The sequence below is a fragment of the Hyphomonas sp. genome (assembly GCF_017792385.1).
Lineage (GTDB): Bacteria > Pseudomonadota > Alphaproteobacteria > Caulobacterales > Hyphomonadaceae > Hyphomonas.
The window spans coordinates 2,077,463-2,091,780 of record NZ_CP051230.1 but is presented as its reverse complement, the minus strand read 5'-3'; the positions used below and the strand labels follow the sequence as shown (position 1 = coordinate 2,091,780).

Annotated in this window: 12 protein-coding genes; 4 read left to right on the top strand and 8 right to left on the bottom strand. The window is 61.8% G+C overall.

Going from position 1 to position 14,318, the window contains the following annotated elements; translation table 11 throughout:
• The first annotated feature begins 8 nt into the window (after positions 1-8).
• Both HF955_RS10435 and metK read left to right on the top strand, forming a co-directional pair.
• Entirely contained in the window at positions 9-863 is an 855-nt protein-coding gene (locus tag HF955_RS10435) for a formyltetrahydrofolate deformylase (RefSeq protein ID WP_291075079.1), read from the top strand.
• A gap of 29 nt (positions 864-892) precedes the next feature.
• On the top strand, positions 893-2,074 hold the full coding sequence (gene metK, locus HF955_RS10430; RefSeq protein WP_291075078.1) for a methionine adenosyltransferase: 1,182 nt from the start codon (positions 893-895) through the stop codon (positions 2,072-2,074).
• 13 nt (positions 2,075-2,087) lie between these two features.
• Here the strand turns inward: metK and HF955_RS10425 are convergent, their stop codons facing one another.
• The 8 genes from HF955_RS10425 to glmS form a co-directional block, all read right to left on the bottom strand.
• Positions 2,088-2,444 (bottom strand): hypothetical protein, encoded by a 357-nt coding sequence (locus tag HF955_RS10425; protein ID WP_291075077.1) that lies wholly within the window; start codon positions 2,442-2,444, stop codon positions 2,088-2,090.
• An 11-nt stretch (positions 2,445-2,455) separates the two neighbouring features.
• Positions 2,456-4,918 (bottom strand): S8 family peptidase, encoded by a 2,463-nt coding sequence (locus HF955_RS10420; protein WP_291075076.1) that lies wholly within the window; start codon positions 4,916-4,918, stop codon positions 2,456-2,458.
• Positions 4,919-5,020: 102 nt separating this feature from the next.
• Positions 5,021-5,947 (bottom strand): hypothetical protein, encoded by a 927-nt coding sequence (locus HF955_RS10415; RefSeq protein WP_027837936.1) that lies wholly within the window; start codon positions 5,945-5,947, stop codon positions 5,021-5,023.
• A gap of 33 nt (positions 5,948-5,980) precedes the next feature.
• Positions 5,981-6,850: a glucose-1-phosphate thymidylyltransferase RfbA gene (rfbA, locus tag HF955_RS10410; RefSeq protein ID WP_291079305.1), complete on the bottom strand. Its 870-nt coding sequence runs from the start codon at positions 6,848-6,850 to the stop codon at positions 5,981-5,983.
• Positions 6,850-7,728 carry a dTDP-4-dehydrorhamnose reductase gene (gene rfbD / locus HF955_RS10405; protein ID WP_291075075.1) on the bottom strand — a complete coding sequence of 293 codons (879 nt, stop codon included), beginning with the start codon at positions 7,726-7,728 and terminating at the stop codon, positions 6,850-6,852. Before rfbD ends, rfbA begins: the two co-directional genes overlap by 1 nt.
• A complete protein-coding gene (gene rfbB / locus HF955_RS10400) occupies positions 7,725-8,774 on the bottom strand; it encodes a dTDP-glucose 4,6-dehydratase (protein ID WP_291075074.1) in 1,050 nt (349 codons plus the stop codon). The genes rfbD and rfbB overlap by 4 nt, the downstream gene beginning before the upstream one ends.
• Complete coding sequence (rfbC, locus tag HF955_RS10395) at positions 8,771-9,352, bottom strand: dTDP-4-dehydrorhamnose 3,5-epimerase (protein ID WP_291075073.1); 582 nt, start codon at positions 9,350-9,352, stop codon at positions 8,771-8,773. Before rfbC ends, rfbB begins: the two co-directional genes overlap by 4 nt.
• Before the next feature lie 69 nt (positions 9,353-9,421).
• A complete protein-coding gene (gene glmS / locus HF955_RS10390; RefSeq protein ID WP_291075072.1) occupies positions 9,422-11,248 on the bottom strand; it encodes a glutamine--fructose-6-phosphate transaminase (isomerizing) in 1,827 nt (608 codons plus the stop codon).
• 250 nt (positions 11,249-11,498) lie between these two features.
• On the opposite strand from glmS, the gene cysD reads away from it, so the two are divergent.
• Both cysD and cysN read left to right on the top strand, forming a co-directional pair.
• Positions 11,499-12,401 (top strand): sulfate adenylyltransferase subunit CysD, encoded by a 903-nt coding sequence (gene cysD, locus HF955_RS10385; RefSeq protein ID WP_291075071.1) that lies wholly within the window; start codon positions 11,499-11,501, stop codon positions 12,399-12,401.
• Complete coding sequence (gene cysN, locus HF955_RS10380; RefSeq protein WP_291075070.1) at positions 12,401-14,311, top strand: sulfate adenylyltransferase subunit CysN; 1,911 nt, start codon at positions 12,401-12,403, stop codon at positions 14,309-14,311. Before cysD ends, cysN begins: the two co-directional genes overlap by 1 nt.
• The last annotated feature ends 7 nt before the right edge of the window (positions 14,312-14,318 follow it).

Genomic DNA, 14,318 nt, shown 5'->3' with positions numbered 1-14,318 from the left:
TCCGAACCGTGTCGCGTTCGCATATCCTGAAGTTTGCCTGTCCGGACCGGGTCGGTCTCGTCGCCGGACTGGCAAAACTGATGGAGCGCCATGATTGCTTCATCGCCGCGTCCCGGACATTTGGCGACGCGGAAACCGGCCGCTTCTTTGCGCGCCTTGTGTTTCATGGCACATCGGATGCCCTGCCGTCCGGCCTTGAAGCCGATCTGGAATCCATGGCCCGGGAGCTCGGCGCAGACTGGTCGGTTCATCCGGAAGGCGAAGCCGTCCGTACCCTGCTCATGGTGTCCAAGTCGGAGCATTGCGCAAACACGCTGCTCTATGCGGCCCGACGGCGCGAACTGCCCATCGACATTGTCGGGATCGTCTCGAACAATGAAACGCTGAAGGACGATTTCGCCCATTGGGGACTGCCCTGGTTCCATGTGCCCGTGACGAAGGAAACCAAACCGGAAGCCGAAGCCCGCCTGTTCGACATTGTCGAGGAAACCGGAGCCGACCTTGTCGTGCTCGCCCGTTACATGCAGGTGCTCAGCGATGATGCCTGCCGACGGCTCGAGCTGAAATGCATCAACATCCACCACTCGTTCCTGCCGGGCTTTAAGGGTGCGCGTCCCTATCATCAGGCCCATGCGCGCGGCGTGAAGATGATCGGCGCAACGGCCCACTATGTGACGGCAGACCTTGATGAAGGCCCGATCATCACGCAGCTGACCGAAGCGGTCGACCACACATTCAGCCCGGCTGACATGATTGAAAGCGGCCGCCATCTGGAAGGCAACGCCCTGCTACGCGCGGTGAAGGCTCATGCCGAACATCGCATTTTCATCAACTCCGGGAAAACCGTCGTTTTTGCCCGCTAGGCAAGACCAAGAACAGAAAGACAGGACCCATGAAACTCGCCAGCCACGAATTTACCAGTGAAAGCGTTTCCGAAGGCCATCCCGACAAGGTCTCCGACCAGATTTCGGACGCCATTGTCGACCTGTTCCTGTCGCGCGATCCCACCGCAAAGGTGGCTGTTGAAACCCTGACCACCACCAATCGCGTCGTGCTGGCCGGCGAAGTCCGCACGAACAATGGTGCCGAGATCACGCACGAGGAAATGAATCAGACGGCGCGGGATGTGGTGAAACGGATCGGCTATGAGCAGGATGGTTTCCATTGGGAAAACATGGAAATCGCCAATCATGTTCACGGCCAGTCGGTGGAAATTGCCCAGGGCGTTGAAGAGGGCCAAGGCCTGTTTGCCGAGGAAGGCGCGGGCGATCAGGGCATCATGTTCGGTTACGCCACCAATGAGACGCCGGAACTGATGCCGGCAACGCTGGTCTATTCGCACCAGATCCTGCAGCGGCTTGCCCAGTTGCGGCACGACGGCACGCACCCGGAACTCGAGCCGGACGCAAAGAGCCAGGTGACGCTGCAATATGACGGTTCCAAGCCTGTCGGCGTGAACGCGCTTGTCGTATCTCATCAGCACAAGGACAGTGCGACCCTCGACCAGCTGCGCGAAATCATTCGTCCGGTCATCAAGGACGTGCTGCCGGAAGGCTGGTTCCCGCCGGAAGACAAGTTCTATGTCAACCCGACGGGACGTTTCGTCATTGGCGGGCCTGACGGTGATGCCGGCCTGACCGGGCGCAAGATCATTGTCGACACCTATGGTGGCGCGGCTCCGCATGGCGGCGGCGCCTTCTCCGGCAAGGACCCATCCAAGGTCGACCGGTCGGCGGCCTATGCAACACGCTATCTGGCCAAGAACATCGTCGCCGCAGGACTGGCGGACCGCTGCACCATCCAGGTCAGCTACGCCATTGGTGTGGCACAGCCCCTGTCGATCTATGTCGATACCTATGACACCGGCAAGGTGGACGAAGTCCGCATCGCCAAGGCCCTGCGCGACCTGTTCGACCTGTCCCCGCGCGGGATCCGCACCCATCTGAAGCTCAACCGGCCGATCTACGGCCCGTCAGCAGCCTATGGCCATTTCGGCCGCACGCCGACCGAAGATGGCGGATTCAGCTGGGAACGCACGGACCTGGTTGACGAGTTGCGCAGCCTCGTAAGCTGACCGGCCGCACCGGTCAGTAGGCGACTGTAATCTTGTCGATGAATGCCACGGTCTTGCCGTGGCATTCTATTTCCACCTGCTGCGGCAGCGGCTTTCGCGACTGCTGGTAGGCAGCTGTGCCGGCCACGGACGGCCCCCCCTCTGACAGGGTCAGGTGCAATCGTCCTGCATCATCCTGAGTGCCGGGAGAAAGTTTCCAGGCCTGGTCATCGGCCAGCCGGACCACGACGTGCAGCTTGCCCCCCGATTGCCCCGGCCCGGGCATGCGATTGACCCAGGCCGATGTCTCGACGATCTCCGGACAGGCCGGCTCGCCGAACGGCAGCCAGGTGCATCCGGTCAGGACAAGGCCGGAAGCGAAACCGGTCACGCTCCAGCGCCTCACCATGGCGTCGACAGGCGCATCCAGACCGCCTCCTCCGCATCGGCCCCGTAAATATGGTTTGGCGAGGTCGATACAACCGCCGCAGCCTCACCGGACCAGCTGTCCGTCAGACCGAACACATAGCGTGTTTCGAAATCCAGCTGGCGCCCGCTCGGGGTCAGGTCTGCCTGAACCAGATCCCGGATCAATTGTCCGTCAAGGTCGACTCCGACCGGCGCATCGAGGTTCAGGTGCCCCGTCTCGGCCCGCCGCGGCTGGGCCAGAATGACATGCAGACGCCCTTCCCCCAGTGCCCGGTCGGCTCCGAGTGACCAGCGGCTCGTCCAGATGCCGTCCGTGTCGATGCCCGGCAGGTCCACGCTGGCAAATTCCAGTCCGGATGACAGCACCCATCCCTGCCCGGCAAACATCGCTCCCTCGACCGAATAGGCGGTCATCAGGGTTGCATCCTGCGCGCCGAACCGTGCCTGAAGCGTGCCCCCCAGCGCAGATTCCTCATCCCGAAGGAAGGACGCGCCGGCCCGGACCGACCAGCGGTGCGCATCCCGGCCGAACATGAAACCGGACTGGCTGCGACCGTCCTGCTCGGCGGAGAAGATATCCATGACCAGACCATCATTCAGGGCATGGCTGAACTTGGCCCAGCTCCCGCCCGTCGAGAAGGCGTTGCCGACACCCGGCTCATTCAGCAGGGACACGTCCGGCGCAAGATGGGTCAGCGCACCGCCCCGTCCGACTTCGACCTGACTGTCCCCGAAGCTGTAGCGCATCTGGAAGGTGGATTGCGGGTCATCCTGATAGGGCGCCGTCGGGTCTTCTGTCAGGCGGGCCTGCGCCCAGCTGAAGGAGACATTTCCGGCGTCGACCCTGTGCGAGGTCCCGGCGGCCCAGTCGGCGCGGCTACCGAAATCGGCCAGTCGCGACCCAAGCGTATCGCCGGGCAGGCGCGCAGCCAGCGCATCCGCGTCAAACCGAAATCCACGCTCATACCGATCCTGAAAAACCAGCCCATTGAACGCGCCGGAATTGGTCGCCCAATCGCCGAACGCGCCACCACTGGGCGCCAGCGCTTCCACAAAACCGACCTTTTCCATGCCTAAATCCAGGTTCTGTTGCCCCTGGGGACGGAAGGCTTCCTCAAGGTTCATGATCCCCACACCGGAAACACTGTCGGTACCAGTACCGGCAACCTGGCCGGTAATCAGGTCGGGGGACGCGTCCACATAGTCTGTTGCGGTATCCAGCAGGATCTGCAGCGCAACTTCCGGCTGAGACCGCAGATTCGGGAAGGCATCCAGCAGCAAGGCCAGCGCACCGGCTACATAAGGAGCTGCAAAGGAGGTGCCCGAGATTCGGTAATAGTCGCCGTCGCTATCGGCGTCATTGGTCGGATCGCCCGGAAACGCGACGTCATCATCCGGGCCTGTTGAGATAATGTCCTCCCCCGGAGCAAGCAGATAGTAATTCTGCGCCGAGCTGCCGGCCCGGTTCGAGAAATCGGAAATCACGCCGTTTGGATCTATCGACCCCACCGCGACAACACGGCCAAGAGACGAAGCTTCCCCGGCAATATGGGCTGGCTCGGTCGGCTGGAACCCGGTCGCCTCGGTCGGATTGTTGTTCTCATCGGTCCCGGCCGGCTCGGCCTCGTTGCCGGCGGAGATAACCACCAGCACGCCCGCTGCCGCCGCCGCCCGGACGGCATTCTCCAGCGTCGGGTCCGCGTCAATCTCGCCGCCAAGGGACATGTTGATGATGGTTGCGCCCTGCGCCACCGCATAGTCGATCGCGCGAACGAGTGTATTGTCGTTGTACACACAATCGTCATCTTCACCGGCGCGGCCGCAACTGCCGGGAGAATCCGCGCGGATGTCCAGGATCGACGCCTCATAGGCCGCGCCCTGTATGCCGTTCGGCACATTATCATCGACCGACGTGGTGAAATCGTCCTGCCGGCGTGCTGCGATCACGCCGGAGACAAGCGTGCCATGGCCGCCGGAATCGATATCCCCCGGCTGGCGCGTGATGTTCACCCGGTCCCCATTCGCATTGAACCCCGGGCAGGCCGTGTCGGCGCACACATCGAAGACCTGCACCACAGCGCCCTGCAGATCCGGATGATCGGCATCCGTGCCGGTATCGATGACGGCAATGGTCTGTCCCTGCCCGGTTGCCCCGATGGCATAGGCGGTCGAGGCGCCGAGGATCGGCAATCCGACCGTGGCATTGTATTCGCGCGTCTCGAACTGGGACCGCTCGGCAATCGTGTCCGGAAACGGGTTTGACGGCGGAGGCGGAGGCGGTGGCGGAGGCGGCATGGGCGTGACGGACGAGCTGCGGCCCCCGCCTCCCCCTCCTGCACATGCGGCCAGCGTCACGGCGGACACACTCATCAAGACGACGGCCAGCAGGGAACGCTGCGTGCGTCCGGTGGACCTTTCCTTGCGAGCAATCATCATGGGCGTCTCCTCTCCCCAGGCACAAAGTCTTTCGTGCACTGTCTCCGGAAACATCAAGTTCACCCGAAACATGAAGATCGGGCAAACACTTCAATCAGTTGGTCATGAAAACTCGACCCGCTCCTGGGAGAAGTAAAACAGGGACCGGGTCTCTTCATCTAGTCCGTCGCTGGATGCCTGCAGCAGTGTATTCATGGCATGCTTGCGGTCTTTCAGGGCGTGCTCAAAATCAGCTTCGATCAGCTGATCCACGCCTGTCCGGATCATCGCATCGCGTACTTCCATATACAGCGTCAGCGATCCGCCGAGGAACATGGACTCATACGCAATCTTGCTCGCAATCTTGTCGTGAATGTCTGAATACTGGAACTGGCGCTCCATGACGGATTTGCGTTTGCAGATGAAGTCGATCTCGTGGCGATGCTCGGGATGACGCAGGTAAAAATTCTTCAGTGCGGTCATCTCCGTGTCGATCCGGTCCTGCACATCATCCGGAAGCGACTCGCTGAGAATGATGATGATATCGATATCAGATCCTTTCACCATCTCACCCGTGGCCATGTGCTCGCGCGGCTCGTTGTGCGCGAGATAGTAGGACAGGTCACCTGCAATGAAGGCGCAGAGCTGGCTGCGGATCTCCCGCCCCAGCGTCACGAAGACCTGCTTCATCGCGGCCTGCGCGACCGACAGCTTCTCGCGGCTGATCTCGCGGTGCATGTTGGACAATGTGCCCTGCCGCTCGATCATCTTGTCACGCTGTCCCGGCAGGCCGAACAGGGTGAAGGACAGGAAATCCCTCAGGATGGAGGGGCTGAGCCGGACCTGGTCTTCGCGCGTGATGTCGAAGCGAAGATAGTAGCTCGCAAAATGAGAGACGTGCAGTTTGCGGCTTTGGTAACAGGCCTGCCACAATGCCAGGTTCGAAACATCGTAGAGATCAGCCGCCAGTTCCTTGCCGAGCCGGGGCCCCTTCTCCGCCAGATTTGCCTCGATCCTGGCTTCGATTTCTTTCAGGTCGTAAGTGGCCACGCGCGACTCCTTTCCCGCCCAGCTTAGGCCGGTTCAGGCCGGAGCGTCCAGAAGGGTCAGGAGATAGTCACGATACTCGTTCCCGTAATCATCCGCCAGCGCCCGCATCTGCGCGTCAGAGATCAGGCCGCGCCGCCAGGCGACCTCTTCAAGACACGCCACTTTCAGCCCTTGCCGCTTCTCCACGGTCTGCACGAAATGGGAGGCTTCCAGCATGCTGTCGAAGGTGCCGGCGTCAAGCCAGGTCGAACCGCGTGGCAGTCGGCTGACAATCAGTTCCCCGCGGTTGAAATAGGCCTGGTTCACGCAGGTGATTTCCAGTTCGCCGCGTTCCGACGGGGTCACCTGTTCGGCGACCTCGACCACGTCCGGTCCATAGAAATACAGGCCGGGTACTGCCCAATTGCTGCGCGGCGCACTGGGCTTTTCCTCAAGCGATACAGGGCGTCCCTCCCCGTCCAGTTCCACGATGCCGAACCTCTGGGGATCATTGACCTGGTAGGCGAATACCGCCGCGCCCTGTGTCAGGCCGGCCAGCTCCTGCAATTGTCCCGACAGGCCGGCGCCATAGAAGATGTTGTCCCCCAGCGCCAGGGCGCAGGGCTGCCCGTCAAGGAAATCCTTGCCGATCAGGAAGGCTTCGGCCAGCCCGTTGGCCTTGTCCTGCTGGGCGTAGGATATTGAAATGCCCCACTGGCTGCCATCTCCCAGCAGGCGCTCATAGGCGCCGGCATGTTCCGGCGTGGAGATGACCAGGATGTCCCGAATACCTGCCAGCATCAGGGTGGAGATCGGGTAGTGGATCAGTGGCTTGTCATAGATCAGCAGCAAGTGCTTGGACACGCCGCGGGTGGCCGGGTAGAGGCGACTGCCCTTTCCGCCCGCCAGAACAATTCCCTTCATCATGCCTGCTCCGTAACCAGTTGGCGGACCGTCTGTTCCAGCCCGTCCGTCCAGTCGGGCAATCCGGTTCCGAATACACGCACCGTGTCCGACATGTCGAGCCGGGCATTCAGTGGCCGCCGGGCGGGCGTCGGATAGTCCACGGTCGCCACGCCGCGCACCCTGGCAACCGGCCCGCCATGGCGGGCACTCTCGCGGAAGATGCGCTCCGCCATGCTGGCACGATCCGTCTCTCCGGCGCCGGCGAGGTGATAGACGCCCCATGCCTCGAAATCCGGCCGCGCTGCAGCAGACGCGATCTCCAGAAGGGCTGCGGCGAGTGCCGGCGCGAAGGTCGGGCACCCATACTGGTCATTGACGACGGACACCTCGTCGCGTGTCCGGGCCAACCGCAACATGGTGGCGACGAAATTGCTGCCGAACTGCGAAAAGATCCAAGACACGCGCACGATCAGGGATCGGGGCGCCACAGCCAGGACCACGCGCTCCCCATCCAGCTTGCTGCGGCCATAAACGCCCAGCGGCGCTGTGGCATCCTGCGGACGGTAGGGCGTATCCCGGTCACCATCAAACACACAATCCGTAGACAGATGTACGAGTGGAATTTCGCGCTCGGCACACAGCCGCGCCAGCGCCTCAGGGCCGTCCACATTGAGCGCGCGGCAAGCCTCCGGTTCGGACTCCGCGCCATCCACGGATGTGTACGCACCTGCATTGATCACGCTGTTAGGCCCGTGCCTGTCCAGCGCGGCTGCAAGGGATTGCGGATCGAGTAGGTCAGCCTCATCGCGGCCGGCACAATGCACACGGGCCCCGCCGACATGGGCAAGCGCCTGGGCCAATTGGCCGTTCCGCCCGATTACCAGAAACTCGCTCATGCCGTCCTGCCCAGACGCTGGCCGCGATAGACGCGCTCCTGCAGGGGGCGCCACCAGGAATCATTGGCCAGATACCAGTCCACTGTTTCCGCCAGGCCGGTTTCGAAGTCGCGCGCGGGGGTCCAGCCAAGTTCACGATGGATCTTCCCGGCATCGATGGCATAGCGATAGTCATGCCCCGGCCGGTCTTCCACGAACGTGATCAGACGCTGGTGCGGCGCCGCCTCCGGAAACCGCTCATCCATCAGCCTGCAGATTGTTTCCACGATCTGCAGATTGGTGCGTTCGGCCCCTCCTCCGACACAATACGTCTCGCCCGGCGTGCCCGTCTGCGCCATTATCAGCAATGCCCTGGCATGGTCTTCGGCGTGCAGCCAATCGCGTACATTAAGGCCGCTGCCATAGACAGGCATCGGCTCACCCGCCAGGCATTTCAGGATCATCAGGGGGATGAGCTTTTCGGGGAATTGCCGCGGGCCGTAATTGTTCGAGCAATTGGACACGATCACCGGCAAGCCATAGGTATGATGCCAGGCACGGGCCAGATGGTCAGCGCCGGCCTTGCTGGCCGAATAGGGGGACGATGGCGCGTAGGGCGTGGTTTCCCGGAAGGCCCCCTCCTCGCCCAGCGATCCGAACACTTCATCCGTCGAGACATGCACAAACCGGAACGCGTCGCGCTGGTCGCCACTCAGCCCGCCATGATAGGCGCGCGCCGCTTCCAGCATGGCGCCCGTCCCGCCGAGATTGGTGGAGACGAAATCCGCAGGCCCGTCAATGGACCGGTCGACATGCGTTTCCGCGGCCAGATGGAAGATGGCCGCAGGCCGGGTCTCTGCCACCAGGTCGGTCATCCGCGACTGATCCACAATGTCGGCTTCAACCAGTCGCAGCCTGCCCGTGGCCTCTAGCCCCTCAATGGAGGCCCGATTGCCCGCATAGGTCAGCTTGTCGACCACGATGATCGGCGCATCACTCACGTCTGCCAGATAGTGGCAGAGCGCTGACCCGATGAAACCGGCCCCGCCGGTCACCAGCCAGGTCATGGCCGGGTCACTCCGGCTTCGACCGGCGGAAACAGTTCCCGCAGTGTCGGCAGGGCCCGATCCTTGTCCGACAAGGTCCGGGTATCCGGCGGATATGGCCAGTCGATCCCGATTGCCGGATCATCATGCGCGATTCCCCGATCCTGTTCCGGCGCATAATAGGCATCGGTCTTGTAAACGACCTCCACCCCGTCCTCGAGCGTGCAGAAACCATGCGCAAAACCACGCGGGATGAACACCATGGCCCCGCTGGCGGCGTCCAGTTCGACCTGCATCACCCGGCCGAACCCGGGCGATTGCGGCCGGATGTCGACCGCCACATCCAGCATGCGCCCGCGCACGCAGCGGACCAGCTTGCCCTGCGCGTTCGGCTCAGCCTGGAAATGCAGGCCACGGATGGTTCCGGCGGGCGCCGAACAGGAATGATTGTCCTGCACGAACGGCCCTTCGATACCGGCCGCCGCGAAGACATCGGCACGGAAGGTTTCCGCAAACCACCCACGGGAATCGCCAAAGCGCCTGGGGCGCACATGGATCACTTCAGGCAGGATCGCGTCTGGCTTGAATTCGAACGACATGATTCCCCGTTTATGACAGGTTTTCGCTGGCTGGGGCTATAGCATGAACTGCAGCTGTCGCAATCGCGCCTATTCGACGGTCACCGACTTGGCAAGGTTGCGCGGCTGGTCCACATCGGTCCCCTTCGCGACGGCCACGTGATAGGCCAGCAACTGCAGGGGAATCGCCGCCAGAACGGGTAGACTCACATCGTCACCTTCCGGGAGGCAGATGGCATGATCTGCGCGGCTTCCGGCCGCTTCGATTCCCGCGCGGTCCGAGATCAGGATGATCCGGGCGCCGCGCGCGCGAATTTCCTCGACATTGGAAATGGTTTTCTCGAACAGCTCATCCTTCGGTGCCACGACCACCACTGGCAGGTCCTTCTCGATCAACGCGATCGGGCCGTGCTTCAGCTCGCCGGCCGCATACCCCTCTGCGTGGATGTAGGACACTTCCTTCAGCTTCAGGGCACCTTCCATGGCCAGCGGATAGTAGCGGCCCCGCCCGAGGAACAGCACATCCCGGCAGTGCACCAGGGTCTTGGCGATCTCGCGGATATCGTCCTGCGCCTCCAGCGCTTCGGTCACCTTGCGCGGCAGGGCCAGAAGGCTCTTCACGGCGGCGGCCTCGTCTCCCGGCAGAAGATGCCCCCGCGCCTTCGCCGCGTTGAGGGCCAGAACGGCCAGGACGGACAATTGCGCGGTAAAGGCCTTGGTGGATGCAACCCCGATCTCCGGCCCGGCATGGGTCGGGACAATGGCAGCGGCTTCGCGGGCAATCGAACTTTCAGGGACGTTCACGACGGCCACTGCCGGCGTGCCGTTCTGGCGGCAATAGCGCAATGCGGCCAGCGTGTCGGCAGTCTCGCCGGACTGGCTGACGAACAGGGCAGGCCCGGATTGCGGCAGCACAGGTGCGCGATAGCGGAATTCCGAGGCAATGTCGGTCTCCAGCGCGAGCCGGGCTTTTTGCTCAAACCAGTATTTCGCGGTGTGGGCGGCATAATAGGCCGTGCCGCATGCAATCGCCACGGCGCGATCGGCTTCCGCAAACAGCTTGTCGGCGACGTCCCCCAGCTCGATCGCCTGGCTCGCCTGGTTGATATAGGGAAGGATCGAACGCGCCAGAGATTCCGGCTGTTCGTGGATTTCCTTCAGCATGAAGTGATCATATTCGCCCCGTTCGATCAGGGCGTCGTTGACGGCTGAGGTGACACGCGGACGGTTCACCCGCGTGCCATCGGCGCTGCGTATGTCATGGCTGCGCGGCGTCAGGACGACCCAGTCCCCCTCTTCCAGATAGGTGACGTCACGGGTAAACGGCGCCAGCGCGATGGCATCGGAGCCAAGAAACATCTCCCCGTCGCCATAGCCCAGCACCAGCGGGCTGCCCCGCCGCGCACCAATCAGCAAATCGTCGCGGTCGGTAAAGATGGCGGCGATGGCAAATGCCCCGGTCAATTTCGCCAGAGCGGCCTCGAAGGCGTCCACGGGGTCCATGCCGGCCTGCATGTTCAGGTCGATCAGCTGCGCAATCACTTCGCTGTCGGTTTCGGATTCGAACACGCGCCCCTGCACCTGCAAATCGTCGCGCAATTCCCGGAAATTCTCGATGATGCCATTGTGTACAATGGCGACCTTGCCGGAGAGGTGAGGGTGAGCATTGGTCTCGTTCGGCTTGCCATGCGTCGCCCAGCGCGTGTGGGCAATGCCCGTCGGGCCATCGGCGGGCCGCTCGGCCATCAGCGCTTCGAGATTGACGATCTTGCCACTTGCCCGGCGGCGCTCGATGGCATTGCCCGCCAATACGGCAACACCAGCACTGTCATAACCGCGATACTCCAGACGCTTCAGGCCATCGACAAGGCGTCCGCTGACTGTATCCGTGCCGGTGATGGCAACGATTCCGCACATACTCTACCTCCATTTGGGTAAAGCATATTTAGACCAGTTGAATGGGCCAGGATAATGACACTTTATGTAGGAATACGACAAAACACCGGCGTTCCTGCCACATGGCAGGCATATTGCATCCTTTAGCAGCGCTCAACAATCTAGTTATGGATATGGCCGACATTCCGGACTATCGCCCTCACTGCCCCCCCTTTATCTGGGACACCGCGACCTTACCTCCACCGCCAAAGCTTGAAGGAAACCCCGCGTTTTGAAGACCCTTACCCACCTCGACAGGCTGGAGGCTGAAAGCCTGCACATCATCCGCGAAGTTGCCGCGGAGTGTGAAAACCCGGTCATGCTGTATTCCGTCGGCAAGGATTCCGCCGTGATGCTTCATCTGGCAATGAAGGCGTTCTATCCATCGCGCCCGCCCTTCCCGCTGATGCATGTCGATACGACCTGGAAATTCCGCGAAATGATCGAGTTCCGCGACCGCAAGGCGAAGGAACTCGGGTTTGACCTTCTGGTCCACATCAATGAGGACGGCGTGCGCGAGGGCGTCGGACCGTTCAGCCATGGCTCTGCCGTTCACACGGATGTCATGAAGACCCAGGCCCTGAAACAGGCCCTCGACAAGTACAGGTTCGACGCAGCCTTCGGCGGCGCGCGCCGGGACGAGGAAAAATCCCGCGCCAAGGAGCGTATCTTCTCGTTCCGCTCGGCCGAGCATCGCTGGGATCCGAAGCGCCAGCGCCCGGAACCGTGGAACGTCTACAATACGCGCATCAATCAGGGCGAAAGCGTTCGCGTCTTCCCGCTGTCGAACTGGACCGAACTCGACATCTGGCAGTATATCCGCCGCGAAAACATCGAAATCGTTCCGCTCTATTTCGCCGCGCCGCGCCCGGTCGTGAACTGGAACGGCGTGGACATCATGGTGGACGACGACCGGATGCCCGAAGACCTGGCCGCAACAGCTGTCACCAAATCCGTGCGGTTCCGCACGCTGGGCTGCTATCCGCTGACTGGCGCGGTCGAGAGCACGGCCGACACGCTCGAAGACATCATCCAGGAAATGCTCCTGACCACGACATCCGAACGCCAGGGTCGCGTGATTGACGCTGACCAGTCCGGATCCATGGAAAAGAAAAAACAGGAAGGCTATTTCTGATGCGCCTCAATGACGACCTGATTGAATCGGATATCGCCGCCTATCTTGAAAAGCACGAGCACAAGTCCCTGCTCCGCTTCATCACATGTGGCTCGGTGGATGATGGCAAGTCGACGCTGATCGGCCGCCTCCTCTACGATTCGAAAATGATCTTCGAAGACCAGCTGGCATCGCTCGAAAGCGATTCCAAAAAGGTCGGCACGCAAGGTGAGAACATCGATTTCGCCCTGCTCGTGGACGGCCTGACGGCCGAACGCGAACAAGGCATCACGATTGATGTCGCCTACCGCTTCTTCGCCACCGACAAGCGCAAATTCATTGTCGCGGACACGCCGGGCCATGAACAGTATACGCGCAATATGGCCACCGGCGCCTCGACCGCCGATGTCGCCATCCTGATGGTCGATGCGCGCAAGGGCATTCTCACCCAGACGCGCCGCCATAGCTTCATCACCACGCTTCTTGGCATCCGCAAGCTGGTGCTGGCCGTGAACAAGATGGATCTGGTCGACTACAACCAGACCGTATTCGACGATATCGTCGACGATTTCTACGCCTTCGCCGACGAACTGGCGACGGATCTGGAAATTCAGCCCATTCCCATGTCGGCTCTGGCCGGCGTGAACATTACCGACCGGTCGAACGAGACCGATTGGTATGAAGGCCCCAGCCTGATGGAATATCTGGAAACCGTTCCGGTCGGCGACCGCCGCCTGAACGCGTCGTTCCGGATGCCGGTTCAGTGGGTCAACCGTCCCAATCTCGATTTCCGCGGTTTTTCAGGCCAGATCGCCGCCGGCACGATCAAGCCGGGCGACCGGGTGAAGTCCATGCCCTCGGGCAAGCAATCCACCATTGAGCGGATTGTCACTGCGACCGGCGATCTCGACGAGGCCATTGCCGGCCAGTCCGTGACCCTGACCCTGAATGACGAAATCGACTGTTCCCGCGGAGACGTCATCGTTTCGGCCGAGGATCCCGCCGAAGTCTCCGACCAGTTCCAGGTTCGCATTCTCTGGATGAACGACACGCCGCTTCTGCCGGGACGCCGCTATCTGCTGAAGATGGGCGCAAAGACGGTTACGGCGACGGTCAACGCCCCGAAATACGGCATTGATGTCAATACGTTGAACGATGTTCCTGCGAAGACGCTGGAGCTCAACCAGATTGGCGTAACGACCCTGTCGCTTGACCAGGCCATTCCATTCGATCCGTATGATGTCAATCGGGAGATGGGGGGCTTCATCCTGATCGACCGGATGACCAACGACACGGTTGGTCTGGGCCTGATCGACTTTGCCCTGCGCCGTGCCTCGAACATTCACTGGCAGGCCATGGATATCGACCGTGCCGCGCTGGCTGAACAGAAAGGCCAGAAGCCGGCTGTGCTGTGGTTCACTGGCCTGTCCGGTTCCGGCAAGTCGACCATTGCCAACGCCCTGCAGCGCCTTCTGTTTGCACAGGGCAAGCACACATTCACGCTGGACGGCGACAATGTGCGTCATGGTCTCAATCGCGATCTTGGCTTCACCGATGCCGACCGGGTCGAGAATATCCGCCGGGTGGCCAATGTCGCCCGCCTGATGACCGATGCCGGTCTGATCACGCTGGTCTCCTTCATCTCGCCCTTCCGCTCCGAGCGCCAGATGGCCCGCAACCTGATGGCAGACGGAGAGTTCATCGAAGTGCACGTGGACACGCCGCTCAGCGTTGCCGAGGAGCGGGATGTGAAAGGCCTCTACAAGAAGGCCCGGGCCGGTGAGATCAAGAATTTCACAGGCATCGACAGCCCGTACGAGCCGCCGAAGGACCCGGAAATCCGGATCGACACGGTCGACAAGTCGCCGGAGGAAGCTGCGGAAATCATCCTCGATTTCATGCGCGAGAAGGGCTTGCTCAACGGCAGCTAGACAGTCG

Bases quoted from the DNA above. Each gene is read 5' to 3' on its own strand.
- metK (WP_291075078.1), top strand. From the start codon at position 893: ATGAAACTCGCCAGCCACGAATTTACCAGTGAAAGCGTTTCCGAAGGC.
- HF955_RS10420 (WP_291075076.1), bottom strand. From the start codon at position 4,918: ATGATGATTGCTCGCAAGGAAAGGTCCACCGGACGCACGCAGCGTTCC.
- rfbA (WP_291079305.1), bottom strand. From the start codon at position 6,850: ATGAAGGGAATTGTTCTGGCGGGCGGAAAGGGCAGTCGCCTCTACCCG.
- rfbD (WP_291075075.1), bottom strand. From the start codon at position 7,728: ATGAGCGAGTTTCTGGTAATCGGGCGGAACGGCCAATTGGCCCAGGCG.
- rfbB (WP_291075074.1), bottom strand. From the start codon at position 8,774: ATGACCTGGCTGGTGACCGGCGGGGCCGGTTTCATCGGGTCAGCGCTC.
- rfbC (WP_291075073.1), bottom strand. From the start codon at position 9,352: ATGTCGTTCGAATTCAAGCCAGACGCGATCCTGCCTGAAGTGATCCAT.
- glmS (WP_291075072.1), bottom strand. From the start codon at position 11,248: ATGTGCGGAATCGTTGCCATCACCGGCACGGATACAGTCAGCGGACGC.
- cysN (WP_291075070.1), top strand. From the start codon at position 12,401: ATGCGCCTCAATGACGACCTGATTGAATCGGATATCGCCGCCTATCTT.